We start from the raw sequence: 25253 nt of genomic DNA, 5'->3' as shown, positions 1-25253 counted from the left end.
CGCACGGGCTCTTGCCCCTGCGTCATGTCCCATCAGTGCCGCGTCGCGCCTCATCGCGTTTCTTCTCCGACCCCTTGATGGGGCCCGTTCGGGTCCGGACGGGTCTGTGCCCCCGGACGAATGTCTGGCGTTCGGGTTTTGTCATGCCCGCCTGCCCTGGCCTTGCGGCCAACTCGGTCTGCTCCCAGCCTCCTGCGCGATCCTCGCGCGGTGCGGCGTGCAAGCAGCGAAACTTTCGGGTCATCCGGCAAGCGGACCACCGCCCATTGAACATAGTGGTCCGGGGGGTGTCATGACAATGGCGAAAATGATCCGAGGATCGGATTATTCCGGTGATCGCATGAACAGGTGACCCACAACCCTTTGTTCAGGTTAATAAAGTCCACCTGCGGACAGGGACGAGGAATTCGCGCGGTCGGGAATGACCACGGTTTCGCCCGTCGAGGTCTGGACCTGCTGCTGGCCGCCGAAACCGCTGTCTGGATCGCCGAAAAGCGGCAGGTTCGACCCCATCGCGAAGCCCCCGTCGAACACGATGCCGAAGATCGGTTCTTCGCCGTCACGGAAATATTCCGCCACCACGCTCGGCCCCGACGCGCTGTCGGGCAGACGGGCGCCGGAATAGCGGTCGATCTTCACGAAGTGACCGCCCGGCGGGATCTTGAACTTGCCGCCACCGTATTTCTTGACCGCTTCGACCATGAAACGCTGGAACACCGGGCCGCAGGTGCCGCCACCCGACGCGCCACCCAAGGGGCGCGGTCGGTCGAAACCGATGTAGCAACCCGCCACGATGTTCGAGGTGAAGCCCACGAACCAGACGTCTTTCGAATCGTTGGTGGTCCCTGTCTTGCCCGCGGTCGGCACCGGAAGGCGCACGGACCCCGATGCCGTGCCGCGCTGAACCACGCCCTGCATCATCGAGGTGAGCTGATAAGCGGTGATCGCGTCCATCACCCGTTCGCGGTTCGAGGTGATCTGCGGCGCTTCGCCCGACGGCAGACGGGCCGCCTTGCAGTCGGCACAGTCGCGCTGGTCGTGACGATAGATCGTGCGCCCCCAACGGTCCTGCACGCGGTCGACGAGCGTCGGTTCCACTCGCTCGCCGCCGTTGGCGAACATGGCGTAGGCAGACACCATCTTGAACAGCGTCGTTTCCGCCGAGCCGAGCGCGTTGGCGAGATAGGGGTCGAGGTGGTCGTAGACACCGAACCGTTCGGCATAGCGCGCGACGGTCTGCATCCCGACCTCCTGCGCCAGACGCACGGTCATCAGGTTGCGCGACCGTTCGATCCCGGTGCGCAGCGGCGTGGGCCCGTAGAACTGGTTCGACGCGTTCTTGGGCCGCCAGATTTCGCCACCCGTGTCGATCTCGATCGGCGCGTCGATGATGATCGAGGCGGGCGAGAACCCGGTGGAAAGCGCCGAAGCGTAGACGAAGGGTTTGAAGGACGAGCCGGGCTGGCGCGTGGCCTGCGTCGCGCGGTTGAAGGTCGAATGCTCGTACGAGAACCCGCCCTGCATCGCGATCACGCGGCCGGTGTTCACGTCCATCGCCATGAACCCGCCCTGCACCTCCGGCACCTGACGCAGCGACCAGCGCACGAAGTTGCCCTCGGACCCCTCGCCATCGGTCATGCGGCGCACGTGGATCACGTCGCCACGCTCGAAATTGTCGGCGAAGCTGCCCCGGAACCACGAGGTATCGCTGCGCGGAATGACCCAGGGCTGCGGCTCGGGCTGGCCTTCGATCTTGACCGTCATCTCGTTCGAGCCGATCTGGTCCACGACCGCGACATACCATTGCCCGTTCAGGTCGATGTCGCGCGCCACGCGCAGTTCCCCCAGCGCCTCTTCCCAAGTGCCGTTGTCGATGGTGGCCGGGTCGATGGACTTGCCGGTCCCGCGCCACGGCGAGCGGGCGCGGTCATAGTCTTCTAGCGCCTTGCGCAGCGACCATGCGGCGATTTCCTGCATTTCCGGGTCAACGGTCGCGCGGATCGTCAGACCGCCCCCGAAGAATTCCTCTTCCCCGAAATCGCGGCTCAACTGACGGCGGATCTCGTCGGTGAAATAGTCGCGGCGCGGCATGGCCGACCGGAAGCTTTCGAAATCGCCGTTCTGGACCGAGCGAATGGGCTCCTGCCGTTCGGACAGATACTGATCCTCGGTGATGTAACCGTTCTCGTACATCTCCTTGAGGATGAAGTTCCGGCGGTTGAGCAGCCGGTCGTAGTTGCGCACCGGATGATAGTCGGACGGTGCCTTTGGCATCGCCGCCAGCGTCGCCGCCTCATGCGGCGCAAGCTCGTCCAGCGTCTTGTTGAAATAGGTCTGCGAGGCCGCCGTGACCCCGAACGAGTTCTGGCCCAAGAAAATCTCGTTCAGATACAGCGCGAGGATGTCTTCCTTGTCGAGCGTGTTTTCCAGACGGCTCGCGAGGATCAGTTCCTTGATCTTGCGCTCCGCCGAACGGTCGGACGATAGAAGGAAGTTCTTCATCACCTGCTGGGTGATCGTCGACGCCCCGCGAAGCCGCCCGCCTCGCGCGGCCTCGACCGCTGCCGCCAGCATCCCGCGCGGATCATAGCCCTTGTGGGTATAGAAATTCTTGTCCTCGGCCGAGATGAAGGCGTATTTCACTAGGTCGGGGATCTGCTCCGGCGGCGTATACAGACGACGCTCGCGCGCGAATTCGTCCATCAGCTGCCCTTCGCCCGAATAGATCCGGCTGATCGTGGCGGGCTGATAATTCTCGAGCTGCTCGGTCGACGGCAGACCCTGCCCGTACATCCAGAAGATGCCACCGATGGCAAGGGCGGCCATGAGCGCACCAAGGGTCAGCCACGAGAAGATGGCGCCGAAAAATCCCAGTATGAATCGGATCAAGACTGCCTCCGAGGTTGAGCCAAAGGGTATAGGGTCGATCGTTGGCCGGGTCAAAAAAGAACGGCATGACATGGCCTGCACGAATGCGCGATGGGCAGGATTTCGCCCGCCGTTCAAATGCCTTCTGGACATGCGGGAAGTTCCGCCCCCTTCTCGCCCGCATGAGACCCGACGACATCCTTCCCACATACGACCGAGTCGCGCGCGGATTCGCCCGGTCCCGCGACCGGACGCTTTTCGAACGCCGATGGCTGGACCGTGCGTTGAACCATGCGCCGGGGCGTCGGGTGCTCGACCTCGGCTGTGGCCCGGGCAAGCCGATCGCGGCCTATTTGCAGGAGCGCAATGGCGAGGTCACGGGGGTCGACGGGGCCGGGTCGATGCTGGTCCTGTTTCGCGACAACCTGCCCCGCGCCCGCGCCGTTCACGCCGATATGCGCGGGCTCGATCTGGGCGAAACCTTCGACCTGATCCTCGCGTGGAATTCGATGTTCCACTTGTCGGCGGACGACCAACGCGGCATGTTCGCCACCTTCGCGGCCCATGCCCGCCCGCGCACCGCGCTTCTCTTCACCACCGGGCCGGCGGCGGGCGAAGCGATGGGCCGGGTCGAAGGCGAAAGCGTCTATCACGCCTCTCTGGACCCGGACGAGTATCGCAAGCTCCTGAACGAAAACGGGTTCGACGAGGTCGCCTTCGTGCCGGAAGACCCGACCTGCAACGGCCACTCGGTCTGGCTTGCGCAATATCGCGGGCTGAACGCCTGACCTACTGCCTCAGCCGGTCCTGCGCCGCCGTGTCTTCGAGCGCCCAGTCGAGGATCGCGTTGCGAATGCCCTCGGCGGCCTGACGACGCCATTCGGGGTCGACCATCTTTTCGCGGTCCCGCTTCGACGACAGGAACCCCAGTTCGATCAGGACCGACGGGATGTCGGGCGCCTTGAGAACCGAGAACCCGGCCTCCAGCCGCGGCGTCTTGTAGGTCGACCCGGTCGCCTCGCGGATCCCTTCGACGATCGCATCCGCAAGCGCGTCGGACCGGGGCCGGGTTTCGACGCGCGCCATATCCATCAGAACCAGCGCCACCTCGTCGCCCGTCTCGCTCAGGTCCACTCCGGCCAGCAGGTCGGCCCGGTCATGGCGTTCGGCGAGCTTCTGCGACGCGATATCGGTCGCCTCTTCGGCCAGCGTATAGACCGTCGCCCCGTTGGCCCGGCCTTCGGCCAGAGCATCCGCATGGAGCGACAGGAAAATATCGGCCCCGGCGGCACGCGCCATCGACACCCGCTCCTCGAGCGGGACGAACACGTCCTCGTCGCGCGTCAGAACGACCTCGACCCCGTCCTGCCTCAGCAGAACCTCCTTCAATTCGCGTGCGAAGGTGAGCATGAGATCGGCCTCGCGAATGCCTTCGCGTTCGGCGCCCGGGTCGATCCCCCCATGGCCGGGGTCGAGCATGACCACCAGCGGCCCCTCGCCCCGGCGCACCGGCGGCGGCGCGTCGGCCATCCTGAACTCCGCGCTCGGCGGTGCCCCGACCGTGCGCGCGAAGGTCGCCGCATCCGTCGGCACCGTGCGCACCGACACCTCGGACCGGGTCTCGCTCACCTTGCGCATTCCCGCGCTCTCGACAAGAAACGGGCCGTCCAGCGTCACGACGATCCGCGACCAGCCGGGCCGAAACAGCCCCGTGCGCACCTCGCCCACACCGTCCACGGTCGCGAGCGCCGCCTCGTCCACGCCAGTCCAGTCCAGTTCCGAGAAATCCATCACCAGCCGCGCCGGATCGGCGAGTGAGAACACGCGCCACGGCACCGCCCGCGTCAGGTCGATGCGCAAGGCGACCCCGCCCGAGTCCTGCGACAGAACGACCCCGTCGCCGGTCAGACGCGCCAATGCCGACATCTGCGCCTGTGCCATCCCGGCCCAGCACGTCATCACGATCAGAAAAATCGCCCGTCTCATGCACCACCCGCTCGTTTTGCGCAGATCATAGCAAGGGCGCGCGCCTGCGCCCATCCCTTCTCTGTTTCAAGGAAACCTCGGGGTGCGGGGCTGGCCCCGCATCGCGGCGTCCCGGCGTCAGCCGGGGCGCTGCACATCCTGCGCGGGCGCAAGCCCGCACAATCCGAAATCGCTAACGTGCCGCCATGAACGCCTGAAGGCGTGAAAGCCCCTCGCGGATGTCGTCGGTGGACCGGGCATAGGAAAATCTGAGCGTCCGCGCCCCTCGGACCGGATCGAAATCCAGCCCCGGAGTGACCGCGACCCCGGCCTTGTCGAGGATTTCGCGGGCGAAGGCCCGGCTGTCGTCCGTATGATCGGACACATCGGCATAGACATAGAACGCCCCGTCCGGCGGCGCGATCCGGTCGAATCCGGCTTTCGGGAGACCTTCGAGCATCAGGGCGCGGTTCGCGCGATAGACCGCGCGGTTCGCCTCCAGTTCGTCCACCGCGTCCAGCGCCGCCAGCGCGGCCACTTGGCTCGCATGGGGCGGGCAGATGAACATGTTCTGTGCGATGCGTTCGACCGTGCGCACGTGATCCTCCGGCACCACCATCCAGCCGACGCGCCAACCGGTCATCGAGAAATACTTGGAGAACGAGTTGATGACGTGGACGTCGTCGGACAGTTCCAGCGCACTCACCGCGCGATCCTCGTAGTGCAGACCGTGGTAGATCTCGTCCGAGATGAACGACACGCCCCGTTCGGCGGTGGTGCCGATGAGCGCGCCCAGTTCGTCGCGCCCCAGCATCGTGCCGGACGGGTTCGCGGGCGAGGCGACCATGAGACCGTCGATCCCCTCGGGCAGATCCTCGGGCACGGGCTGATAGCGGTTCTCGGGCCGCGCCGGGAAGCCGACGGGCGTGAGGCCCAGGGCTTTCAGGATCTGGCGGTAGGACGGGTATCCGGGGTCGGACAGGCCGATCCGGTCGCCGGTGTCGAAGAGCGTCGTGAAGGACAGAAGGAACGCCGCCGACGAACCCGAGGTCACGACGACCCGATTCGGATCGAGCTCCACGTCATACCAGCGCCCATAGAGCCCGGCGATCCCGCGCCGCAGCGCCGGAAGGCCCAGGGCGACGGTGTATCCCAGCGCGTCTGTGGACAGTGCCGCCTCGACCGCGCGGCGGGCCGCCTCGGGTGCGGGGGTCGAGGGCTGGCCCACCTCCATGTGGATGATGTGACGCCCCGCCTCTTCCGCCTTCCGCGCGGCTTCCATCACGTCCATGACGATGAAGGGGTCGACCTCGCTTCTCTTTGATTTGCGCATCCTGTCCTCGACGGTTAGTGCCTGTGACATCCCGCGTCGGCGGTAAAAGGTCAACCTTACGGACCCGGTGCGCTTGGGGATTGAACCCCGACCGCCACCCCCGTAGCGTCTGGCCAACCTGATTTTGGAGTGACCATGACCCGCATCGTTTCCGCCGCCGCCCTCGCTCTGGGCCTCGCCTCGACCCCGGCCCTGTCGTTCGACATCGGCGCAATGACCGAGGACGAGCGTGCGATGTTCCGTGACGAGGTGCGCGGGTATCTGCTCGAGAACCCCGAAGTTCTGATGGAAGCGATCGCGGTTCTCGAACAGCGGCAGGCGGAACAGGCCGAGGCCAACGACGTGGCCATGATCGCGGCGAATGAAGAGAGCATCTACAACGATGGATACAGCCATGTCGCAGGGAACCCGGATGGCGATGTGACGCTTGTCGAATTCGTCGATTACCGCTGCGGCTATTGCCGCAAGGCCTTCCCCGAAATCAACGCGCTGCTCGAAAGCGACGGCAACATCCGCCTGATCTACAAGGAATTCCCGATCCTCGGGCAGGAAAGCGTCACCTCGGCCCGCTTTGCCATCGCCACCAAGCTTGCCCATGGCGACGAAGCTTACGGCGAGATGCATGACGCCTTGATGACCCTGCGTGCCAACGCGACCGAAGAGGTGCTTGCACGGATGGCCGATGACATGGGCTACGACAGCCAGGAAATTCTGGCGAAGATGGAAGACCCGGAGGTGAACCGGCAGATCGAGGAAAACCACCTGCTCGCGCAACGTCTCGAAATCTCCGGCACGCCCACCTTCGTTCTGGGCGGCCAGATGATCCGGGGCTACGTGCCGCTCGAAGCGATGCAGGAAATGGTCGCGGCCGAACGCGAGGATAGCTGAGGCGGGCTGCGCTCAGGGGCGCCCGTCGGTGAATTCGACAAGATCCCAGAGCGTGCCGTACAGGTCCTGAAACACCGCGACAGTGCCATAATCGGCCTCTTTCGGCGGGCGGACAAACGTCACACCTTTGGCCGTCAGCGCGTTGTAATCGCGCCAGAAATCATCGGTGCGCAGGAACAGGAACACGCGACCTCCGGCCTGATCGCCGATGAACGCCGCCTGCCGGTCGTTCGACGCGCGCGCCAGCAGAATCGACGTGCCGTCGGGGCCGGGTCGCACCACGACCCAACGCTTGTCCTGTTCCGGTTGATAGCTGTCCTCGACCAGTTCGAAACCGAGCGTGCCGACGTAGAATTCGATCGCCACGTCATAGTCCCGCACGACGAGCGAGACATGGGCGAGGCTACGGGTCACTGCGCCGCTTCTTCCGCGGCGGCATTCTCCGCCTCGATCTCTTCGGCTTTCTTTTCGACCAGTTCGACGATGTGATCGATCATACCCTCGTTGCCGATCTTGTGGTCCTGCTTGCCGGCCATATAGACCATGCCGTGCCCGGCCCCGCCGCCGGTGAAGCCGACGTCGGTCATCAGCGCCTCGCCCGGCCCGTTCACCACGCAGCCGATGATCGACAGGCTCATGGGCGTCTTGACGTGCTCCAGCCGTTTTTCCAGCGCCTCGACGGTCTTGATGACGTCGAACCCCTGACGCGCGCAGGACGGGCACGAGATGATGTTGACGCCGCGATGGCGCAGGCCGAGGGACTTGAGGATTTCATAACCCACCTTCACCTCTTCCACCGGATCGGCGGAAAGCGAAACGCGGATCGTATCCCCGATCCCGGCCCACAGCAGGTTGCCCAGACCGATGGACGACTTGATCGTGCCGGAGGTCAGCCCGCCCGCCTCGGTGATCCCAAGGTGAAGCGGCGCATCGGTGACTTCGGCCAGCGCGTGATAGGCGGCGGCCGACAGGAATACGTCCGAGGCTTTGACGCTGATCTTGAAGTCGAAGAAATCGTTGTCTTCAAGGATGCGGATATGCTCCAGCCCGCTTTCCACCATCGCTTCGGGGCACGGCTCGCCGTATTTTTCCAGCAAGTGACGCTCCAGCGACCCGGCATTCACGCCGATGCGCATGGAACAGCCGTGATCGCGGGCGGCCGCGATGACCTCGCGCACGCGGTCCTCGGACCCGATGTTGCCGGGGTTGATGCGCAGGCAGGCCGCGCCTGCCTCGGCCGCTTCGATGCCGCGTTTGTAGTGGAAATGGATGTCGGCCACGATCGGGACCGGGCTTTCCGCCACGATCTCTTTCAGCGCCTTGGACGACGCCTGATCGGGGACCGAGACGCGCACGATGTCGGCACCCGCTTCGGCGGCGGCCTGCACCTGCGCGATGGTCGCGGCCACGTCGGTCGTGACCGTGTTCGTCATGGTCTGGACCGAGATCGGCGCGTCGCCCCCGACGGGGACGTTGCCGACCATGATCTGACGGGATTTGCGGCGCTCGATCGAACGCCAGGGGCGGATCGGATTGTGCGACATGCGGCCTCGCAAACGTTGGAACGCCCGACCGATACCGCGTGTGCGGCAGCGCGGCAAGGCACTAGACTGTGAGAGGGACTTACTGGCTGGCGTCCGCGACGGCGATGAAATTCGCCAGATCCTGATCGGCCTGCACATCGGCGACCGCGAAGCTTTCGTGGATCGCCGTCGGCGCGAGGGCCACGTTCGACACGACGCTCGCCCCCTCGCCCGCAGGGCCATAGGCCTCGCCGTTCACGGCGAAATAGACCGAGCCCGCGTTGCCGGTGCGCAGGACCGGCGGTTGTTCGGACTTCGGCAACACATACCGTTCGCCCGCGTCGAGGATCTTTTCGAAAAGCGTGGTGCCGTCAGCCGATTGCACGCGCACCCAGCTTGGGCGCACCGCGAAAATGGCGACTTCCGGCGCGTCGGGGCCGAATACCGTCACGGCGCCGGAGGACGCGGCGCCCGCATCCGCAACCGCTTCGTTCACGGCCTCGTCGATCGCCTGTCCGGGGCGCGGCGCGGTGCGCGCGATCCGGTCGTCGCCGCTGCGGTCGGGCATCGTGCCCACTTCGCGCGGATCGAGAGTCGAGATCGGGCCGTCCCGCGCGATCAGCACGGGAACGTCAAGCGCCTCGGGCCGATACATGCGGTCCATCGCCTCGACCGACGGGGGCGAGTTCAGCCCGGCCACGTCGCGCGGCGCATCGCCATCGGTCGGGCCGATGGGCGCATCGAGTTCCGGCAGGTCTTCGAGCACGCCGACGCTTTGTTCGACGGGCGCGAAATCCACCTTTTGAATTTCCTGAAGAAGCGACCAGCCGCCGAAGCCGAGGATACCGACGATGCCGACCAGCACCGCGACCGATCCCACGGCGCCCGGCTCGATCCCCTCGAAGATCGACGAGGGGCGCGGCACATAGCTCGCATTCGGATTGGCCAGCGGATCGGGTGCAGTCTCGCGCACCTTTTCCGGCTTGGCGACGACCGAGGCCGAAGGCGACAGCCCATGCGCGGGTTCGAACCCGCTTTCGGCGCAGAACGCCTTGAACGCCCAGTCCGGATCCATACCCAGATACCGGGCGTAGGATCGCACGTATCCGGCGATGAAGCTGGGGGTTTCGAAGGTGGTGATGTCGCAATTCTCGATCGCCGCGATGTAGGTCGCCTTGATCTTGAGTTCACGCTGAACGTCGAGCAGGGATTTGCTCAGGGTGGCGCGTTCCCCGCGCATGATGTCACCCAAGCGCAACTCGAAAGAGTCAAAACCAGTCGGTTGCTCTTCTTTCGTGACCTGAGGCGTGATCCAACGCCTGATCATGCAGCCTGCCCCTATTACTCGTGGCCGTACCTTCGGCGGTTTCGTTAGTCCCGTAACGATTCCGAACCGCTATGGGTTCCTTAACCGATATTTAGCAGCCTGCAACGATTCTTGCACGAGATTAAGTGGTTAAGCGGAAAGCTCGGCGCGATTCAGCGCACAGTGCGACCAGAGTTCGTCCATCGCCTTGACCAGCGCGTCCATCTCTTTCGGGCCGTGAACGGGCGACGGCGTGAAGCGCAGACGCTCGGTCCCGCGCGGCACGGTCGGGAAGTTGATCGGCTGCACGTAGATGCCATAGCCGTCGAGCAGCATGTCCGACAGTTGCTTTGTATGAACCGGGTCGCCGACGATGACGGGCACGATGTGCGAGCCGTGGTCGATGATCGGCAGACCCAGCCCCTTAAGCCGGGTCTTGAGGATCTTGGCCTGCGTCTGGTGCTGGTCGCGCAGGGTCTGATCGGTCTTGAGGTGACGGACCGAGGCCGCCGCACCCGCGGCGAGCGCCGGGGCCAGCGACGTGGTGAAGATGAAGCCCGGCGCGTAAGACCTTATGGCATCGACCATTTTCGCCGATGCCGCGATATAGCCGCCCATCACGCCGTAAGCCTTGGCCAGCGTGGCGTTGATGATGTCGATCCGGCCCATCAGTCCGTCACGCTCGGCCACACCTGCGCCGCGCGGGCCATACATGCCGACCGCATGAACCTCGTCGATATAGGTCAGCGCGTTGAATTCGTCGGCGAGATCGCAGATCGCTTCGATCGGGCCGAAGTCACCGTCCATCGAATAGACCGACTCGAACGCGATCAGCTTGGGGGCCGCCGGATCGTCGGCGGCGAGGAGTTCGCGCAGATGCTCGACATCGTTATGGCGGAAGATGCGCTTGGCCCCGCCGTTGCGCCGCACGCCTTCGATCATCGAAGCGTGGTTCAGCGCGTCGGAATAGATGATGAGACCGGGGAACAGCTTGGGCAGCGTCGACAGGGTCGCGTCGTTGGCGATGTAGGCCGAGGTGAACAGAAGCGCCGCTTCCTTGCGGTGCAGATCGGCCAGTTCGGCTTCCAAACGCTTGTGATAGACGGTCGTGCCGGAGATGTTGCGCGTGCCGCCCGACCCCGCGCCGGTGGCGTCGATGGCCTCGTGCATCGCCTCAAGCACGACCGGGTGCTGGCCCATGCCGAGATAGTCGTTCCCGCACCAGATCGTGACGGGGCGTTCCGTGCCGTCTTCCTTGCGCCATGTCGCGTGCGGGAAATTCCCCATCTCACGCTCGATGTCGATGAAGACGCGGTAGCGCCCTTCGTCATGCAGCCGTGTCAGTGCCGCATCCAGTTTGGTCTCGTAATTCACGCGCTTCCCTCCCGGGCGTCCCGATTCTCCTGTTCACGTTCTGCACAATACCTATGCACATCCAGTAAACATATGCAAAAAACCTGATACACTCTGTCGCAGCCCGCGCGTTGACGTGGATCAAACCTGAGCGGGTTTTTCACATTTATTGGTCTGCGATGGCAACCACGCAGTCCGACTCCTTGCAGCTTTCGATCGCGGTGCGCGCGCTCGCCGTCGGTCCCTTGGCAATGCCCCAGGCATGGGTCGTGGGCGAATAGGCCAGGAATTTCGGCATCCCGCCGTCGTCCCACCCGTCCACGACGCGCTTGGTCGCGGCCTGACTGAGCGTCAGATCACGGGCCTTGTACCCGCGCGGCAGAAGCAGCGCAGCCACCGCGCATTGCCCGCCGTTCGCCTGCTGACAGGCCGCGACAGCCGCCGCGCCCGCCGCATCCGGCGTGTTCAGTTGCGCGATGATCGTCGGCGGCACCTGCCCGTCGCCGGACACCGGAAACGCCACCGCGCCATAATAGCCATAGCCCGCCTCGAGGAACTTGGCCATCTGGCTCGGCGCCTTCATCTGGTCGAGCGTCAGGTTGACCGCCTGTTTCATGCCCGCGCCGAACTGGCTCAGATCCGCGATGTGCATGATCATCTTCGACGGCGAGAACAGCTGTTTCTTCGCGGCATCGCCCGTCATCGGCTCGGCCTGTGCCGTGCCGGCGGCCATGAGGGCTACAGCGATGCCTGCAATCGCTTGGCGCATTTGTGGAATCCTTTTCAGACTACTCGTTCGGCGGGACCATAGTCCCTGACCCCGGGGCTGACCAGTGTGGCTGGACGTCGCTCACGACAATGCTACGGTCCACGCCGATGACAGAAGGAGTTCCCATGTCCCTCGATACCGTCCTGCACAAGATCGACGGCGAGATCGACCTCGCACTCGACCGCCTGATCTCGCTGCTCAAGATCCCGTCGATCTCGACCGACCCCGCCTACAAGGGCGATTGCCGCACCGCTGCCGAAACCATCGTGAACGATCTGGCCACCATCGGCTTCGACGCGCAGGTGCGCGACACACCCGGTCATCCGATGGTGGTGGCCCATGGCGGCCCCGATCCGGTCGACGGCCTGCCGCACCTGTTGTTCTACGGTCATTACGACGTGCAGCCGGTCGACCCGCTGGAGCTTTGGAACACCCCGCCGTTCGACCCCGTCATCGAAGACACGCCGAAGGGCAAGGTCATCCGCGCGCGCGGCTCGTCCGACGACAAGGGCCAGCTCATGACCTTCATCGAGGCCATGCGCGCGTGGGAGGCGGTGAACGGCGCCCTGCCCTGCCGGATCACGATCTTTCTCGAAGGCGAAGAGGAATCCGGCTCCCCGTCCCTCGTTCCGTTCCTGAAAGAGCACGCCGGGGAACTGACCGCCGATATCGCGATGATCTGCGACACCGGGCTTTACGACGGGCGCGTCCCCGCCATCGTCACGCAGCTTCGCGGGCTTCTGGCCGAGGAGATCACGCTGAAGGCCGCCAACCGCGACCTCCACTCGGGGTTCTACGGCGGCCTTGCCCAGAACCCCATTCACCTCCTGACCCGGATCGTCGCGGGCCTGCGCGACGACACCGGCACCGTCACCCTGCCCGGCTTCTACGACGACGTGCCGGAGCTTTCCGACGAATTGCGCGCCCAGTGGCAGGGTCTGAACTTCGACCACGCCCGGATGCTCGAAGACGTGGGCCTTTCGGTGCCTGCGGGCGAACAGGACCGCACACCGCTCGAAAAGGTCTGGTCGCGCCCGACCTGCGAAGTGAACGGGATCTGGGGCGGCTACACCGGCGACGGGTTCAAGACGGTCTTGCCCGCCGAAGCCCATGCCAAGATCAGCTTCCGCCTCGTCGGGCAACAGGACCCGGACAAGATCCACGCGGCCTTCGTCGATTTCGTGAACGCCCGCCTGCCCGATGACGTCGAATGCGTGTTTTCCAACGGCCACGGCGCGCCCGCCTCGGTCATGTCCACCGACAACCCGGCGTTCGAGATCGCGCGCGGGGCGCTGTCGGACGAATGGGGAGTCGAAGCGGCTTTCGTGGGCGCGGGCGGCTCCATCCCCGTCGCGGGGCATTTCAAGGAGGTGCTCGGCATGGACGCCATGCTGATCGGCTTCGCGAAAGAGGATGACGCGATCCACTCCCCGAACGAGAAATACGACGTCCAGAGCTTCCACAAGGGGATCCGCAGCTGGGCGCGCATCCTCGCGGCGCTGGCGGAGCGGTCGTGACACCGCAGGGCTTTTCGACCCGGACCTTCGACCACGACGGGATCGAGATCGCCTACGACATCGGGGGGAGCGGCCCGCCGCTCCTCCTCCTGCACGGCTTTCCGCAGACGCGTGCGCTGTGGTGGCGCGTGGCACCGGCGCTGGCCGCCAACCACACGGTGATCGCAGCCGACCTGCGCGGCTACGGCGCCTCGTCCAAGCCCGACGATCCCGCGCTTTATTCCTTCCGCCACATGGGCGGCGACATGCTGGCGCTGATGTCCGACCTCGGTTTTAAGCGTTTCGCGGTCGCAGGCCACGACCGGGGCGCGCGCACGGCCTATCGGATGACGCTGGACGCGCCCGACCGCATCGCACGCCTCGCCCTCATCGACGTCGTGCCGACCGAGCTGATCCTCAACGGTCTCACGCATCCGGTCGCGCGCGCCTATTACCACTGGTTCTTCCTGTCGCAGCCCGCCCCCTTCCCCGAAACGATGATCGGCCACGATCCCGACGCCTATTTCGAAAGCTGCCTGCTGGGCTGGGGCGCGGCGAACCTCAGCGATTTCGCGCCGGATCAACTGGCCGCTTACCGGAAAAGCTGGCGCGACCCCGCCTGCATCCGCGCGATGTGCCACGACTACCGCGCCGCCATCGACATCGACCTCGCGCAGGACGAGGCCGACCTTGGCCGGACGGTCCGCGCCCCGACTCTCATCGGCTGGGGCATGGACGGCGCAATGGGCCGCGCTTACGACGTGCCAGACACTTGGGCCGATCGGATCGAAACGATCACCCCGGCGCCCTTGCCGGGCGGACATTTCATGATCGACAGCCACCCGGGTGCCGTGACGACGGCACTCGCCGATTTCTTCGCCTGACCCTGCCCCTTCTCTGTTTCAGGAAACCTTGGGGGGTTTGGGGGGCTAGCCCCCCAACGGGTCGCGCCAGCTTGCTGGCGCGAAACCTCACACGATCCCGAAGAACCGCTCGGGCAGCTCATGCATATGGGGGTAAAGCCCGCGCGGGAACTGCCACATGCCGTGCCCACGCTCCTCCCACCCGTCATGCATCTTGCGCCGGTATGGCGACATGTCGAAACCGCGCACGATGGGGCGCGTGTTGAACTGGGCGAACACCTCGTCGTCCGACCCACGTTCATCCGCGAACCAATGCCCGCCGATGCCGGTCTCGCCCTTGGTCACCCCCGCCGCCGCCACCGTCGCGTTGCGTCGGTCCATCACGCCCGAATACTGGGCCGAGTCGCAGAACTTCATGTGAAAGAGATACAGCGCCTCGGGCGTGAAAAGCTGATCGTATTCCGCGAAATGCCCACCGCGCGACAGCTTGCCGGGAAACCCCACCACGCAGGGTTTGGAGTAATGGAAATTCACCCGCACGAACCGGCGCGGGCCGAGGATCGGGCCGGTCACCGGGTCGCGCTCCTGCATGGTGCGATGCGTCACCTCCAGCCCGAGAGGTGTCAGGATCTTGCGCCCCGGCGCCTTCTTCAGAAACCCGAGCAGGTCCAGCCCGGCGTTCGGATCGACCACGACGAATTCGTCGACGTCCCCCACCACGACGTATTTGAAATACGATCTGAGCCCGGTCGATAACCCGTTGAACAACCGCCAGCGGCGCTGGTCGAATTTCTCGGACGTGTCAGGAATGGCGATCAGATTGCAGCCCGCCGCGATCTCGCGCACCGAGGCTTGGTTGCCGTGATTGACGACATAACAGTTCTCGCGCCCGAACAGCCCGCCGTAGTACCGCACCCAGCGTTCAAGAAAGAAATCGTCGTCGCGCACCATGGTCAGCGCGGCGGCTGTCGTCTGCATCGTCTGTCCCCGATCCGGCCTCTCTGGACCCGTTTCGCAAAGGTTACACGGGCGCCGACGACCCGCCTAGCCCCTTTGGGCTTTCCAAGCCGCGGGTCACACGGCACTGTCGGCGCAAAAGGGTAAGGCATGACGCTGGCAGAGACGGGCATCGGGATCTATCGCAGGAACGGGGCCACCCCCGACCATCTTCAGGTGTTCGGCGAGCGCTCGTCGGGCACGAATTTCGTGAACCGCCTGCTCGCCAAGAACACGACGCTGACCCCGACCGATGCCTATGGCTGGAAACACGGCTTCGCCCAGATGACCGGCATCGGGCAGCGCGCGCTGATCGTGGGCGTCCTGCGCGAACCTCTGGGCTGGGTCCGGTCGATGTATGCGAAGCCTTGGCACTGCCCGCCCGACATGCAGTCCCTGACCTTCTCGGACTTCCTGCGCGCCGAATGGGGCACGATCGTCGACCGCAAGCGGTATTTCCCGCGCTCGGGCGAACTTGGCACGGTGGGAACGCCCCTCCAGCAAGACCGCCATCCCATCACCGGCCTGCCCTTCGCCAATATCGCCGATCTGCGGGCGATGAAGGCCGCGTATCTGCTGGGGCTGCGCAACCGGGGCTGCAACCTCGTCCTGTGTCGGCTGGGCGATGTTCAGGCCGATCCCGAAGGCTTCGTCGTGAAGGTGAGCGAGGCGTTCGATCTGCCGCCGATCGACGTGTACCGACCCGTCACCAAGCGGCTCGGGTCCAAGTTCCTCGCCAACGTCGAAGACCGCCCAAGCCCGCCCGAGACCGTCAGCGATGCCGACAGGTCGTATCTCGCATCGGCGCTCAACTCCAAGGTCGAGGCCGCCTGGGGCTTTCCTCTGCCCGCCTAGGCCGTCACGCGGCGCTGCACCAGACGCGCGAGTTTCACGATCAGCACGAGCCACGGCGCCCCGTGCATGACCAGATCGAGAATGTCGATCGGCTCGGAAAGCGTGCCCGCGACCAGCATTTGCAGCTTTTCCCACACATGCGGCGGCGTGAACGGGGCCAACCCGATGGTCGCGCAGAAAATCAGGATCGTGGTCAGTGGAATGGAATCGAGCAGGCGCATCTTCGGTCCTCGTTTGCCCTGAACGTAAGATGGCCGCGCAAAGGTTCAACGCGCCAAACTGGCGCACCGCCCAAGGCCCGGACGCGAAAAAGGCCCCCGGTCGGAGGCCTTTTCACCCGAAATTCGGGATCGCAGCAGTGGCGCGGTTGACGGGGCTCGAACCCGCGACCCCCGGCGTGACAGGCCGGTACTCTAACCAACTGAGCTACAACCGCCCGCTGCGTGAGGGGCCTTCTACGGCCCTGCGCCGGGGGCGTCAAGCGGTTTGGACCGGGTTTTGTGACGATTTTTTCGCGCGGGTTTCAGGGCGCGATCCGGCATCCTGCGCGCCGGGGGTGCGAGAGCGGTTCGGGGGCATGAAAACGGGGAATATGGTGGGTGGTGAGGGGCTCGAACCCCCGACATCCTCGGTGTAAACGAGACGCTCTACCAACTGAGCTAACCACCCGTGAGGCGGGGATTTAACGGGCCGATGGGCGGGTGGCAAGAGGGTCGGTGCACTTCAAGGCGAGACCTGCGGCGAACCGGGCATTGCGTCGACCACGACACACGTGTCCCGCCGGGACCGGCCGAACTGCGAGATGTGAGGGAATGGTGGGTGATGAGGGATTTGAACCCCCGACATCTTCGATGTGAACGAAGCGCTCTACCACTGAGCTAATCACCCGCCGTGGCGCGGCTTTTAGCGTCACTCCGCAGCGGCTGCAAGGGGATCGTCGCCTTCGGGCGTGTCCTTTTTCCGCTTCACCTTGGTGATGATGACTTCGCCATCCGTGACGTCCTTGCGACGCTGCACTTTCACGGTGCCAAGCGGTTGAAGTTGCATGGTTTCCGCTTCTTCCAGCATCTCGCCCAACTCGACGAGCAGCGCGTCGACCACGGGGCGGACATAGCGCGGCTTGACCCCGGATCGTGCGATCACCCGGTCGATCAGGTCTTTCTTGACGATCTTGCCGTCGCTTTCGCCCTCGGCGGTCGGGACCGCACGGGTCACCCCCTGCACGGCGGTCGTCGGCGCATCCGCCACGGGCGCGTCGGCCTCGGGTTTGGCGGTGGTCGCCTTGCGGGTGCCGGTGGATGATTTGGTCGCAGATTTCTTGGTGCTCGTGGCCATAATGGATTTGCCTGTATGATGCCCGGCTTCTCTGGCCGGTTCTGATGAAAGCGATGCCCCGGCGCATCCGGGCACACATCACCCCGAAGCGTATAACGAAATGGTTAACAAATAAAGGGGCATGACCGGAGCGCCCCGCAAAATCTAGGGCCGGACGCTAGATGCAGCGCCCGGCCCCAAATGTCTCTGACGGTCGGAAATCAGTGCGCGATCTGCGCCGGCTCTCCGCTCGTCTTGGCGGCTGCGGCGGCCGCAGCTTCCTCGGCCGCCTCGTCCCATTCGATCGGTTCCGGTTCGGACACGAGCGCCTGTTTCAGCACGTCGCGCACATGGGTGACCGGAATGATCTCGAGCCCTTCCTTCACGTTGTCCGGAATGTCGGCCAGATCCTTGACGTTCTCTTCGGGGATGAAGACCGTCTTGATCCCGCCGCGCAGGGCCGCGAGCAGCTTTTCCTTCAACCCGCCGATGGGCATGGCATTGCCGCGCAGCGACACCTCGCCCGTCATGGCGATATCCTTGCGCACCGGGATCTGCGTCAGCACAGACACGATCGAGGTCACCATGGCGAGGCCCGCGGACGGACCGTCCTTGGGCGTCGCCCCGTCCGGCACGTGGACGTGGATGTCCCAGCGGTCGAACTTCGGCGGCTTCACCCCGATCTCGGGCGCGATGGACCGGACATAGGAGCTTGCGGCGTCGATCGATTCCTTCATCACGTCGCCCAGTTTCCCGGTCGTCTTCATCCGGCCCTTGCCCGGCAGGCGCAGGGCTTCGATCTGGAGAAGATCGCCGCCCACGCTGGTCCAGGCCAGCCCGGTCACAACGCCGATCTGGTCTTCCTTCTCGGCCAGACCGTAGCGGTGTTTGCGCACGCCCAGATAGTCTTCCAGCGACTCCCGCGTGATCTTCACCTGCTCCTCGTCTTTGCGCACGATCTTGGTCACGGCCTTGCGTGCCAGTTTCGCGATGTCGCGTTCGAGGTTCCGCACCCCCGCCTCGCGGGTGTAATAGCGGATGATGTCGGTCAGGGCGCTGTCGGTCACCTCGAACTCGCCCTTGCGAAGCCCGTGGTTCTTGACCTGCTTGTCGACGAGGTGCTGCTTGGCGATCTCGCGCTTTTCGTCTTCGGTGTAGCCCGCCAGCGGAATGATCTCCATCCGGTCCAGAAGCGGGCCGGGCATGTTGTAGGAGTTCGCCGTGGTCAGGAACATCACGTTCGACAGGTCGTATTCCACTTCGAGATAGTGGTCCACGAAGGTCGCGTTCTGCTCCGGGTCGAGCACTTCGAGCATCGCCGAGGCCGGGTCGCCGCGGAAATCCTGCCCCATCTTGTCGATTTCATCGAGCAGGATGAGCGGGTTCGTGGTCTTGGCCTTTTTCAGCGCCTGAATGATCTTGCCGGGCATCGAGCCGATATAGGTCCGGCGGTGACCGCGAATTTCGCTTTCGTCACGCACGCCGCCCAGCGAGATGCGAATGAACTCGCGCCCCGTGGCCTTGGCGACCGATTTGCCCAGCGACGTCTTACCGACACCCGGAGGACCGACGAGGCACATGATCGGCCCCTTCAGCTTTTTCGAGCGTTGCTGCACGGCGAGGTATTCGACGATCCGTTCCTTGACCTTCTCAAGCCCGTAATGGTCGTCGTCCAGAACCTTCTGCGCGTTGTCGAGGTTCTTCTTCACGCGGCTTTTCACGCCCCACGGGATCGACAGCATCCAGTCGAGGTAGTTGCGCACGACCGTCGCCTCGGCGCTCATCGGGCTCATGTTCTTGAGCTTCTTGAGCTCCGCATCGGCCTTTTCGCGGGCCTCTTTCGACAGCTTGGTCGCGTTGATGCGGTTTTCCAGTTCCTGAAGCTCGTCCTGGCCTTCGCCGTCCTCGCCCAGTTCCTTCTGGATCGCCTTCATCTGTTCGTTCAGGTAATACTCCCGCTGCGTGCGCTCCATCTGGCTCTTCACGCGCGTCTTGATCTTCTTTTCGACCTGAAGAACGGACATTTCGCCCTGCATCAGGCCATAGACCTTCTCAAGCCGCTCGTCGATCGGGAGGGTTTCCAGAAGATCCTGCTTCTGGTCGACTTCCACGCCAAGATGACCGGCCACGAGGTCGGCGAGTTTCGCCGGTTCGCGGGTCTCGGACACCGCCGAAAGCGCCTCTTCCGGGATGTTCTTCTTCACCTTGGCATAGCGTTCGAATTCCTCACGGACCGACCGCACGAGCGCCTCGGCGGCGGCTTCGTCACCGATGGTTTCGATAAGGATTTCGGCCTCGGCCTCGAAGAAGTCGGGGTTGGACAGGAATTCGTTGATCTGCACCCGCGCCTGGCCTTCGACCAGCACCTTCACGGTGCCGTCGGGCAGTTTGAGCAGTTGCAGGACGTTTGCCAGAACGCCTGTGCGGTAGATGCCGTCTTCGTCCGGGTCGTCGACCGACGGGTCGATCTGGCTCGACAGCAGGATCTGCTTGTCGTCCGCCATCACCTCTTCCAGTGCCTTCACGCTCTTCTCGCGACCGACGAAGAGCGGCACGATCATATGCGGAAAGACCACGATGTCGCGCAGCGGCAGGACAGGATGGATTTGTGTTGATTGCTCGGTCATGACTGTTCCTTATCTGGCAAGGTGCCCCGGTCCCGATCGTCGGCAACGCGCAGCACCCCCTGTTCGCCTGAATGATCTGGGGGTCTCGCGCCCCGGTTTCAAGCAGACCTGTTTGCCCCGTTCCAGACATAGTGCCCGCGCCCCGAACCGACGACAAGACCTAGAGTGCTTCAAACTGGCCACAATTCGGGGGACTGTCCCGGATCGCGCAACGGATGGGCAAAACAGTGAGGGCAACCCTACCGTATTGTCAGCCACAGACGCACAAAATCCCCCCGAATTTCACAAATCCGACCCAATTCGCCCAACTCCCGCCCGCATTCAAAAGGATAACGAAGGGTAACCAAGGACGGACAAGACCATGTTCACACGGATACTACGACGCCTGCACAGGGACCGCCGCCGGATCGCGGTCAGCTTCGCGCTGCTCTTCGGCGCGGGCGTGGTCGAGACATGGAACAAGTCGGACCTGTTCCCGCCGGGCGTGATGGAGGTCGGGGCAGGCCTCGGCCTCCTCGTCTTTTTCGGTGCCTTCATGATCGCGGGCGGGCTTGCCCTGCCCTCGCTGCGTCATGCCTATGTGCCCATCGGCCTCACGCTCTTCGGTGCCGCCGTGCTGGGCCGTATCTTTCCCGGCTCGTCCTTTTCGCTTTTGACCATCACCGAGGGCGGCACGCGCTCCATGGCGGGCCTCATCACCACCGGCCTTTTCGTGCACTTCCTGTTCTACGGGCGCTGGTCCGACAAGCTTCTGGTCATGCGCCGCTCGCGCAACACGACACGGCTGGTCACCTTCAAGCTGGAATCCGACCAGCTTTGGCACGGCTTCGTGCCCACGCCGGGCCGGCGCGAAATGCTGCACGACCCCGATATCCTGTCGGTGGACTGGGTCGACCGGGATCGCTCCCGCATCCGGGTGATCCGCTGGGCCCCGCCGTCCAAGAAGATCGAGGAATACCTTCAGGTCGAGGATTACCTGCCCGGCGCCTATATCGTCTATCGCTGGGTCCGGCAGGACGAGGAGAAGAAGGACAAGCTTCAGCGCGGTCTGAAAGCGGTCAAGATGATCGACATGGTGGACCGCCGTGTTCTTTACATCACCGAGTTCAACCACAACCGACCGCTGCGCCGTGTCCTGTTCGACTGGGTCGACGACAGCCTTGGCCGGAAAGAGGACGAACGCCTCCTGAAGCTGGAAGCCGCCATTTCGAACTCCCGCGCCAAAGAAGACGCGCGGCGCGAGCAGCTGGCCGTCGGCGGGGTGCTGCGCCCGAAGGCGAAAACGCCGCTGCGGACGATGCGCCCGGAACCGCTCCTGTCCGCCGCCGAGTAACCCGGCCTTTACCACGACACACGAAACAGGCCGGGCGGTCACATTCCTGCCCAGCTTCACGCGCATCTCCATGGTCCGGCCAAGGAGATTTGCCATGCGCAACCTGTATCGCCACATCTTTCGCGACCGTCGGCGGCTGTCGTTCACGGCCCTGATGCTCGCCCTGTCGCTGACCCTCGGATGGAACACGGCATCCACCGACCTGCCCATCGCCCGCGACGTGGGCACCGTTCTGCTCCTGCTCGTCGTGGCGGGCGGCGTCGCGATCGCGGCCCCGCGCCTTCGCTTCGCGGTCGAAGTGGCGGCGGTCTCCAACTTCGTGTTCGTGGGTCTCGGGCACCTTCTGCCCACCTCGAACTTCAACCTCGCCAACCCGCATCTGAACGCGGCCTCGGCGGTACTTCTGTATCTCTTCGTCATCGTCGTGATGCATACGGCGCTGAACGGGCGTTGGTCCGACCGCTTCACCCCGATCCGCCGCCGCACCGTCGCCCACGCGTCCTCGTCCCTCAGCGCGAAAGACCTGTGGTATGGTCTGGTGCCGACGCCGGGCCATCTGGACGAGATACCCGATGCCGATGTCGTGTCGATCGACTATGCCGACCCGTCGCGCCGGGTGATCCGCCTGTTGAACTGGCGCCCGCCCGGTCGGTCGTCCGAGCTTCTGCTGCATGTCGACGAAATCGACGCGCCGCATTTCGTCCGGCTGCGCATCGAACGGGTCGACCCCGAACGTGGCAACACCTTCGAAGGGACGACATCGTTCCGCATCACCGACCAGGGGGCGCGGAGGCGCGTCGAAATCTGTCACGTCGCCGATGCCCTGCCGATCCGCCGCCACGCCCGGGGCTGGCTTGACGACACCCTCGGTCGCTGGCTCGACCTGCGGCTGTCACGGGTCGAAGAGACCACGCAGGCGCTCTGCCACAGCGCGGGCGGCGTGCGCATCAAATGTCCCGAAAAGATCTCGTCCGCCGACTATTTCAACAGCGTCTATGCGCAAGCGAAACCGCACACAGGCCCGGACCGCAGGCGCGCCCCCTTGCCGCAATGGATCTCATCGCTGCCCCGGACGGAACGCTAGAGCGGGTCGATATCGCCCTCGGCCCGCAGGGCGTGGAACTGCGCCTCGAACGCCGTGAACCGCCCCTCGGCGATCGCCGCCCGCATGTGCGACATAAGCTCCTGATAATAATGCAGGTTGTGCCATGTCAGGAGCATCCCTGAAATCATTTCCCCCGCCCGGAACACGTGGTGCAGGTAGGCGCGCGAATAGCCGGTGCAGGCCGGGCAAGCGCAGGCCTCGTCCAAAGGCCGGGGATCGTCCGCATGGCGCGCGTTCTTGATGTTGACCTGACCGCGCCGCGTCCAGGCTTGCCCGGTGCGCCCGGAGCGGGACGGCAGCACGCAATCCATCATGTCCACGCCGCGCTTCACCGCCCCCACGATATCGTCGGGCTTGCCCACGCCCATCAGGTAACGCGGCTTGTCTTCGGGCAGCATGCCCGGCGCATAGTCGAGCACGCCGAACATCGCCTCCTGCCCCTCGCCCACGGCCAGACCGCCAATGGCGTAGCCGTCGAACCCGATGGCGGTCAGCGCCTCGGCACTTTCGCCCCGCAAATCTTCCGTCACGCCACCCTGCTGGATGCCGAACAGCGCATGGCCCGGCCGATCCCCGAACGCATCGCGCGACCGCTGCGCCCACCGCATCGACAGACGCATGCTTTGCGCCACGGTCGTCTCATCCGCGGGCAACGCGGGGCATTCGTCGAAGCACATCACGATGTCGGACCCAAGCTGGCGCTGTATCTCCATGCTCGTCTCGGGGCTGAGGACATGTTTCGATCCGTCCACATGGCTGCGAAACGTCACGCCCTCCTCGGTGAGCTTGCGCAATTCGGCCAGGCTCATCACCTGAAACCCGCCGCTGTCCGTGAGGATGGGTTTGTCCCAGTTCATGAACCGGTGCAGCCCGCCCAGACGCTCCACCCGTTCGGCCCCGGGCCGGAGCATCAGATGATAGGTGTTGCCCAGAAGAATATCCGCCCCGGTCGCCGCCACGCTTTCGGGCAGCATCGCCTTCACGGTCGCCGCCGTGCCCACGGGCATGAAGGCGGGCGTGCGGATCTCGCCACGCGGGGTCGAGATGACGCCAGTGCGGGCCTTGCCGTCGGTGGCGTTCAGGGAATAGGAAAAGCGTTCTGTCATGGCGGCGCTCATAGCCCTGCCATGACACCAGAGCAAGCGGCGCACCCTGTCTTTGTGACATGCGGAGATGTTAGGGCTGGGGTCCGCGCACCGAGAGAATCACAAGAGGCGAGGCACGTTTTGACCGGCACACCAATGCATTTCGGGTGGGAGGAATGGCTCTCTCTCCCCGACCTCGGCGTCCCTGCCGTCAAGGCCAAGATCGACACCGGCGCGCGCACCTCCGCGCTCCATGCCGACGATATCGAAACCTTCGGGCCTTCGAACCACCCCAAGGTGCGCTTCACGGTGCGGCCCGTGCCGGGGCGCGACGACATCGTGATCCCCTGCTCGGCCACCGTCGTCGACCGGCGAGAGGTCACGTCGTCCAACGGCGAAAGCGAGAACCGGGTGGTGATCCAGACGACCCTGTCGGTCGGCGGCCAGAGCTGGCCCATCGAAGTGACCCTGACCAACCGCGAAACCATGGCCTCGCGGATGCTGCTCGGGCGTCAGGCGCTGCTCGACCACATCACGATCTCGGCCCATGACCGTCTGCTTCAGCCGGAACTGGGCTATGACGTCTACCACACGTCCGAGGTCGCCAAGGCCCAGCCCCGCCGGGCGCTGCGTGTCTGCGTGCTGTCGCGCGAGAACAACTACTCGACGAACCGGCTGGTGGAAGAAGGCGAAAGCCGCGGCCACACGGTCGAGGTGATCGACACCACGCGCTGTTACATGGCGATCAACGCGCTCGCCCCCGAAGTGCATTACGACGGCAAACGCCTGCCGGTCTACGACGCGGTGATCCCACGCATCGGCGCCTCGATCACCACCTACGGCACCGCCGTTGTGCGCCAGTTCGAAACCATCGGCACCTTCTGCCTCAACTCCTCCGCCGGGATCGCCGGATCGCGCGACAAGCTTTTCGCCCATCAGCAGATGGCCAAGGCGGGGATCGGCATGCCCGACACCGCCTTCGCCGCCTCGCCCAAGGACAATGCCAACCTCGTGGGCCTCGTCGGCGGCGCACCGATGATCGTCAAACTGCTCGAATCCACCCAAGGGCGCGGCGTGGTGCTTGCCGAAACCCGCAAGGCCGCCGAATCCGTGATCGACGCCTTCCGGGGCCTCAAGGCCAACTTCCTCGTCCAGCATTTCGTCAAGGAGGCGGCGGGCGAGGATATCCGCTGCTTCGTCATCGGCGCGAAAGTCGTCGCCTCGATGAAGCGCACCGGGGCCGACGGCGATTTCCGCTCGAACCTGCATCGGGGCGGCAAGGCGGAAAAGGTCCGCATCTCGGCCGAAGAACGGCGCACGGCCCTGCGCGCGGCCCGCGCTTTCGGGCTTTCCGTGGCGGGCGTCGACCTGCTCCGGTCGTCCACCGGCCCGAAGGTGCTCGAGGTCAATTCCTCTCCCGGTTTCGAAGGCATCGAAACCGCCACCGGCAAGAACATCGCGGGGCTCCTTTTCGACGAGGTCGAACGCCGCGCCCGCCCGGTCCCGAAACGCCGCCGCAAAAGCGGGGCGGCCTGACCGCTTCTCTGGTCCTCAAATACCTCAGGGGGTGAGCC

At 64.8% G+C, this 25253-nt stretch carries 21 protein-coding genes, 3 tRNA genes and 1 pseudogene; 8 read left to right on the top strand and 17 right to left on the bottom strand.

Going from position 1 to position 25253, the window contains the following annotated elements; all coding sequences use genetic code 11:
- Positions 1–372 precede the first annotated feature (372 nt).
- On the bottom strand, positions 373–2889 hold the full coding sequence (locus RB2654_RS03710; RefSeq protein ID WP_008328730.1) for a penicillin-binding protein 1A: 2517 nt from the start codon (positions 2887–2889) through the stop codon (positions 373–375).
- A 161-nt stretch (positions 2890–3050) separates the two neighbouring features.
- Between RB2654_RS03710 and RB2654_RS03705 the strand changes: the two genes are divergently transcribed.
- Positions 3051–3656 carry a class I SAM-dependent methyltransferase gene (locus RB2654_RS03705; RefSeq protein WP_040885427.1) on the top strand — a complete coding sequence of 202 codons (606 nt, stop codon included), beginning with the start codon at positions 3051–3053 and terminating at the stop codon, positions 3654–3656.
- 1 nt (position 3657) lies between these two features.
- Here RB2654_RS03705 and RB2654_RS03700 read toward each other — a convergent pair whose 3' ends face one another.
- Positions 3658–4854 carry an N-acetylmuramoyl-L-alanine amidase gene (locus RB2654_RS03700; protein WP_040884360.1) on the bottom strand — a complete coding sequence of 399 codons (1197 nt, stop codon included), beginning with the start codon at positions 4852–4854 and terminating at the stop codon, positions 3658–3660.
- A 172-nt stretch (positions 4855–5026) separates the two neighbouring features.
- The gene (locus RB2654_RS03695; protein WP_008328719.1) at positions 5027–6166 is read right to left on the bottom strand and encodes a pyridoxal phosphate-dependent aminotransferase; all 1140 of its coding nucleotides are present in this window, start codon (positions 6164–6166) and stop codon (positions 5027–5029) included.
- Between the two features lie 135 nt (positions 6167–6301).
- On the opposite strand from RB2654_RS03695, the gene RB2654_RS03690 reads away from it, so the two are divergent.
- Complete coding sequence (locus tag RB2654_RS03690; protein ID WP_040885426.1) at positions 6302–7054, top strand: DsbA family protein; 753 nt, start codon at positions 6302–6304, stop codon at positions 7052–7054.
- Positions 7055–7066: 12 nt separating this feature from the next.
- On the opposite strand, the gene RB2654_RS03685 is transcribed toward RB2654_RS03690, so the two are convergent.
- The 6 genes and pseudogenes from RB2654_RS03685 to RB2654_RS03665 all read right to left on the bottom strand — a co-directional run bounded on the left by RB2654_RS03685 (position 7067) and on the right by RB2654_RS03665 (position 12005).
- Positions 7067–7468 (bottom strand): VOC family protein, encoded by a 402-nt coding sequence (locus RB2654_RS03685; protein ID WP_008328716.1) that lies wholly within the window; start codon positions 7466–7468, stop codon positions 7067–7069.
- Positions 7465–8598, bottom strand: a complete 1134-nt coding sequence (gene ispG / locus RB2654_RS03680; protein ID WP_008328715.1) for a flavodoxin-dependent (E)-4-hydroxy-3-methylbut-2-enyl-diphosphate synthase — start codon at positions 8596–8598, stop codon at positions 7465–7467. The genes RB2654_RS03685 and ispG overlap by 4 nt, the downstream gene beginning before the upstream one ends.
- Positions 8599–8677: 79 nt before the next feature.
- Positions 8678–9652 (bottom strand): DUF4115 domain-containing protein, encoded by a 975-nt coding sequence (locus tag RB2654_RS03675; RefSeq protein ID WP_425463157.1) that lies wholly within the window; start codon positions 9650–9652, stop codon positions 8678–8680.
- A pseudogene (locus tag RB2654_RS24125) lies at positions 9653–9817 on the bottom strand (helix-turn-helix domain-containing protein); the annotation flags it as partial.
- Between the two features lie 216 nt (positions 9818–10033).
- Positions 10034–11257 carry a 5-aminolevulinate synthase gene (gene hemA, locus RB2654_RS03670; protein WP_008328713.1) on the bottom strand — a complete coding sequence of 408 codons (1224 nt, stop codon included), beginning with the start codon at positions 11255–11257 and terminating at the stop codon, positions 10034–10036.
- 145 nt (positions 11258–11402) lie between these two features.
- Complete coding sequence (locus RB2654_RS03665; protein ID WP_040884355.1) at positions 11403–12005, bottom strand: hypothetical protein; 603 nt, start codon at positions 12003–12005, stop codon at positions 11403–11405.
- 125 nt (positions 12006–12130) lie between these two features.
- Between RB2654_RS03665 and RB2654_RS03660 the strand changes: the two genes are divergently transcribed.
- Together RB2654_RS03660 and RB2654_RS03655 are read left to right on the top strand one after the other, a co-directional pair.
- Positions 12131–13522, top strand: coding sequence for a M20/M25/M40 family metallo-hydrolase (locus RB2654_RS03660; RefSeq protein WP_008328711.1), 1392 nt, complete (start codon positions 12131–12133; stop codon positions 13520–13522).
- Positions 13519–14385 carry an alpha/beta fold hydrolase gene (locus tag RB2654_RS03655; RefSeq protein ID WP_008328710.1) on the top strand — a complete coding sequence of 289 codons (867 nt, stop codon included), beginning with the start codon at positions 13519–13521 and terminating at the stop codon, positions 14383–14385. The genes RB2654_RS03660 and RB2654_RS03655 overlap by 4 nt, the downstream gene beginning before the upstream one ends.
- A gap of 87 nt (positions 14386–14472) precedes the next feature.
- On the opposite strand, the gene RB2654_RS03650 is transcribed toward RB2654_RS03655, so the two are convergent.
- Entirely contained in the window at positions 14473–15342 is an 870-nt protein-coding gene (locus RB2654_RS03650) for a glycosyltransferase family protein (RefSeq protein WP_008328709.1), read from the bottom strand.
- A 129-nt stretch (positions 15343–15471) separates the two neighbouring features.
- Between RB2654_RS03650 and RB2654_RS03645 the strand changes: the two genes are divergently transcribed.
- Positions 15472–16215: a hypothetical protein gene (locus RB2654_RS03645; protein ID WP_008328708.1), complete on the top strand. Its 744-nt coding sequence runs from the start codon at positions 15472–15474 to the stop codon at positions 16213–16215.
- On the opposite strand, the gene RB2654_RS03640 is transcribed toward RB2654_RS03645, so the two are convergent.
- The 6 genes from RB2654_RS03640 to lon all read right to left on the bottom strand — a co-directional run bounded on the left by RB2654_RS03640 (position 16212) and on the right by lon (position 20156).
- Entirely contained in the window at positions 16212–16436 is a 225-nt protein-coding gene (locus RB2654_RS03640; RefSeq protein WP_008328706.1) for a hypothetical protein, read from the bottom strand. The genes RB2654_RS03645 and RB2654_RS03640 overlap by 4 nt on opposite strands.
- 138 nt (positions 16437–16574) lie before the next feature.
- Positions 16575–16651: transfer RNA gene (locus RB2654_RS03635), tRNA-Asp, on the bottom strand.
- Between the two features lie 157 nt (positions 16652–16808).
- Positions 16809–16884: transfer RNA gene (locus RB2654_RS03630), tRNA-Val, on the bottom strand.
- 144 nt (positions 16885–17028) lie between these two features.
- Positions 17029–17103: transfer RNA gene (locus RB2654_RS03625), tRNA-Val, on the bottom strand.
- A 21-nt stretch (positions 17104–17124) separates the two neighbouring features.
- Positions 17125–17550, bottom strand: a complete 426-nt coding sequence (locus tag RB2654_RS03620; protein ID WP_008328704.1) for an HU family DNA-binding protein — start codon at positions 17548–17550, stop codon at positions 17125–17127.
- Between the two features lie 200 nt (positions 17551–17750).
- A complete protein-coding gene (gene lon, locus RB2654_RS03615; RefSeq protein ID WP_008328689.1) occupies positions 17751–20156 on the bottom strand; it encodes an endopeptidase La in 2406 nt (801 codons plus the stop codon).
- Between the two features lie 361 nt (positions 20157–20517).
- On the opposite strand from lon, the gene RB2654_RS03610 reads away from it, so the two are divergent.
- Both RB2654_RS03610 and RB2654_RS03605 read left to right on the top strand, forming a co-directional pair.
- Positions 20518–21489 (top strand): hypothetical protein, encoded by a 972-nt coding sequence (locus tag RB2654_RS03610; protein ID WP_008328688.1) that lies wholly within the window; start codon positions 20518–20520, stop codon positions 21487–21489.
- A 94-nt stretch (positions 21490–21583) separates the two neighbouring features.
- Entirely contained in the window at positions 21584–22573 is a 990-nt protein-coding gene (locus tag RB2654_RS03605) for a hypothetical protein (RefSeq protein WP_008328687.1), read from the top strand.
- On the opposite strand, the gene tgt is transcribed toward RB2654_RS03605, so the two are convergent.
- Positions 22570–23700, bottom strand: a complete 1131-nt coding sequence (tgt, locus tag RB2654_RS03600; RefSeq protein ID WP_040885424.1) for a tRNA guanosine(34) transglycosylase Tgt — start codon at positions 23698–23700, stop codon at positions 22570–22572. The genes RB2654_RS03605 and tgt overlap by 4 nt on opposite strands.
- A gap of 135 nt (positions 23701–23835) precedes the next feature.
- On the opposite strand from tgt, the gene rimK reads away from it, so the two are divergent.
- Positions 23836–25215, top strand: coding sequence for a 30S ribosomal protein S6--L-glutamate ligase (gene rimK, locus RB2654_RS03595; RefSeq protein ID WP_008328685.1), 1380 nt, complete (start codon positions 23836–23838; stop codon positions 25213–25215).
- Positions 25216–25253: the final 38 nt, after the last annotated feature.

The sequence above is a fragment of the Maritimibacter alkaliphilus HTCC2654 genome (assembly GCF_000152805.1).
Taxonomy (GTDB): domain Bacteria; phylum Pseudomonadota; class Alphaproteobacteria; order Rhodobacterales; family Rhodobacteraceae; genus Maritimibacter; species Maritimibacter alkaliphilus.
This window is presented reverse-complemented; position numbering and strand designations above follow the sequence as displayed.

Bases quoted from the DNA above. Each gene is read 5' to 3' on its own strand.
- RB2654_RS03650 (WP_008328709.1), bottom strand. From the start codon at position 15,342: ATGCAGACGACAGCCGCCGCGCTGACCATGGTGCGCGACGACGATTTC.
- RB2654_RS03705 (WP_040885427.1), top strand. From the start codon at position 3,051: ATGAGACCCGACGACATCCTTCCCACATACGACCGAGTCGCGCGCGGA.
- RB2654_RS03690 (WP_040885426.1), top strand. From the start codon at position 6,302: ATGACCCGCATCGTTTCCGCCGCCGCCCTCGCTCTGGGCCTCGCCTCG.
- rimK (WP_008328685.1), top strand. From the start codon at position 23,836: ATGCATTTCGGGTGGGAGGAATGGCTCTCTCTCCCCGACCTCGGCGTC.
- RB2654_RS03610 (WP_008328688.1), top strand. From the start codon at position 20,518: ATGTTCACACGGATACTACGACGCCTGCACAGGGACCGCCGCCGGATC.
- RB2654_RS03640 (WP_008328706.1), bottom strand. From the start codon at position 16,436: ATGCGCCTGCTCGATTCCATTCCACTGACCACGATCCTGATTTTCTGC.
- RB2654_RS03665 (WP_040884355.1), bottom strand. From the start codon at position 12,005: ATGCGCCAAGCGATTGCAGGCATCGCTGTAGCCCTCATGGCCGCCGGC.
- RB2654_RS03675 (WP_425463157.1), bottom strand. From the start codon at position 9,652: ATGGATCCGGACTGGGCGTTCAAGGCGTTCTGCGCCGAAAGCGGGTTC.
- tgt (WP_040885424.1), bottom strand. From the start codon at position 23,700: ATGACAGAACGCTTTTCCTATTCCCTGAACGCCACCGACGGCAAGGCC.
- RB2654_RS03605 (WP_008328687.1), top strand. From the start codon at position 21,584: ATGCGCAACCTGTATCGCCACATCTTTCGCGACCGTCGGCGGCTGTCG.
- RB2654_RS03695 (WP_008328719.1), bottom strand. From the start codon at position 6,166: ATGCGCAAATCAAAGAGAAGCGAGGTCGACCCCTTCATCGTCATGGAC.
- lon (WP_008328689.1), bottom strand. From the start codon at position 20,156: ATGACCGAGCAATCAACACAAATCCATCCTGTCCTGCCGCTGCGCGAC.
- RB2654_RS03645 (WP_008328708.1), top strand. From the start codon at position 15,472: ATGACGCTGGCAGAGACGGGCATCGGGATCTATCGCAGGAACGGGGCC.
- RB2654_RS03620 (WP_008328704.1), bottom strand. From the start codon at position 17,550: ATGGCCACGAGCACCAAGAAATCTGCGACCAAATCATCCACCGGCACC.
- RB2654_RS03700 (WP_040884360.1), bottom strand. From the start codon at position 4,854: ATGAGACGGGCGATTTTTCTGATCGTGATGACGTGCTGGGCCGGGATG.
- RB2654_RS03660 (WP_008328711.1), top strand. From the start codon at position 12,131: ATGTCCCTCGATACCGTCCTGCACAAGATCGACGGCGAGATCGACCTC.
- ispG (WP_008328715.1), bottom strand. From the start codon at position 8,598: ATGTCGCACAATCCGATCCGCCCCTGGCGTTCGATCGAGCGCCGCAAA.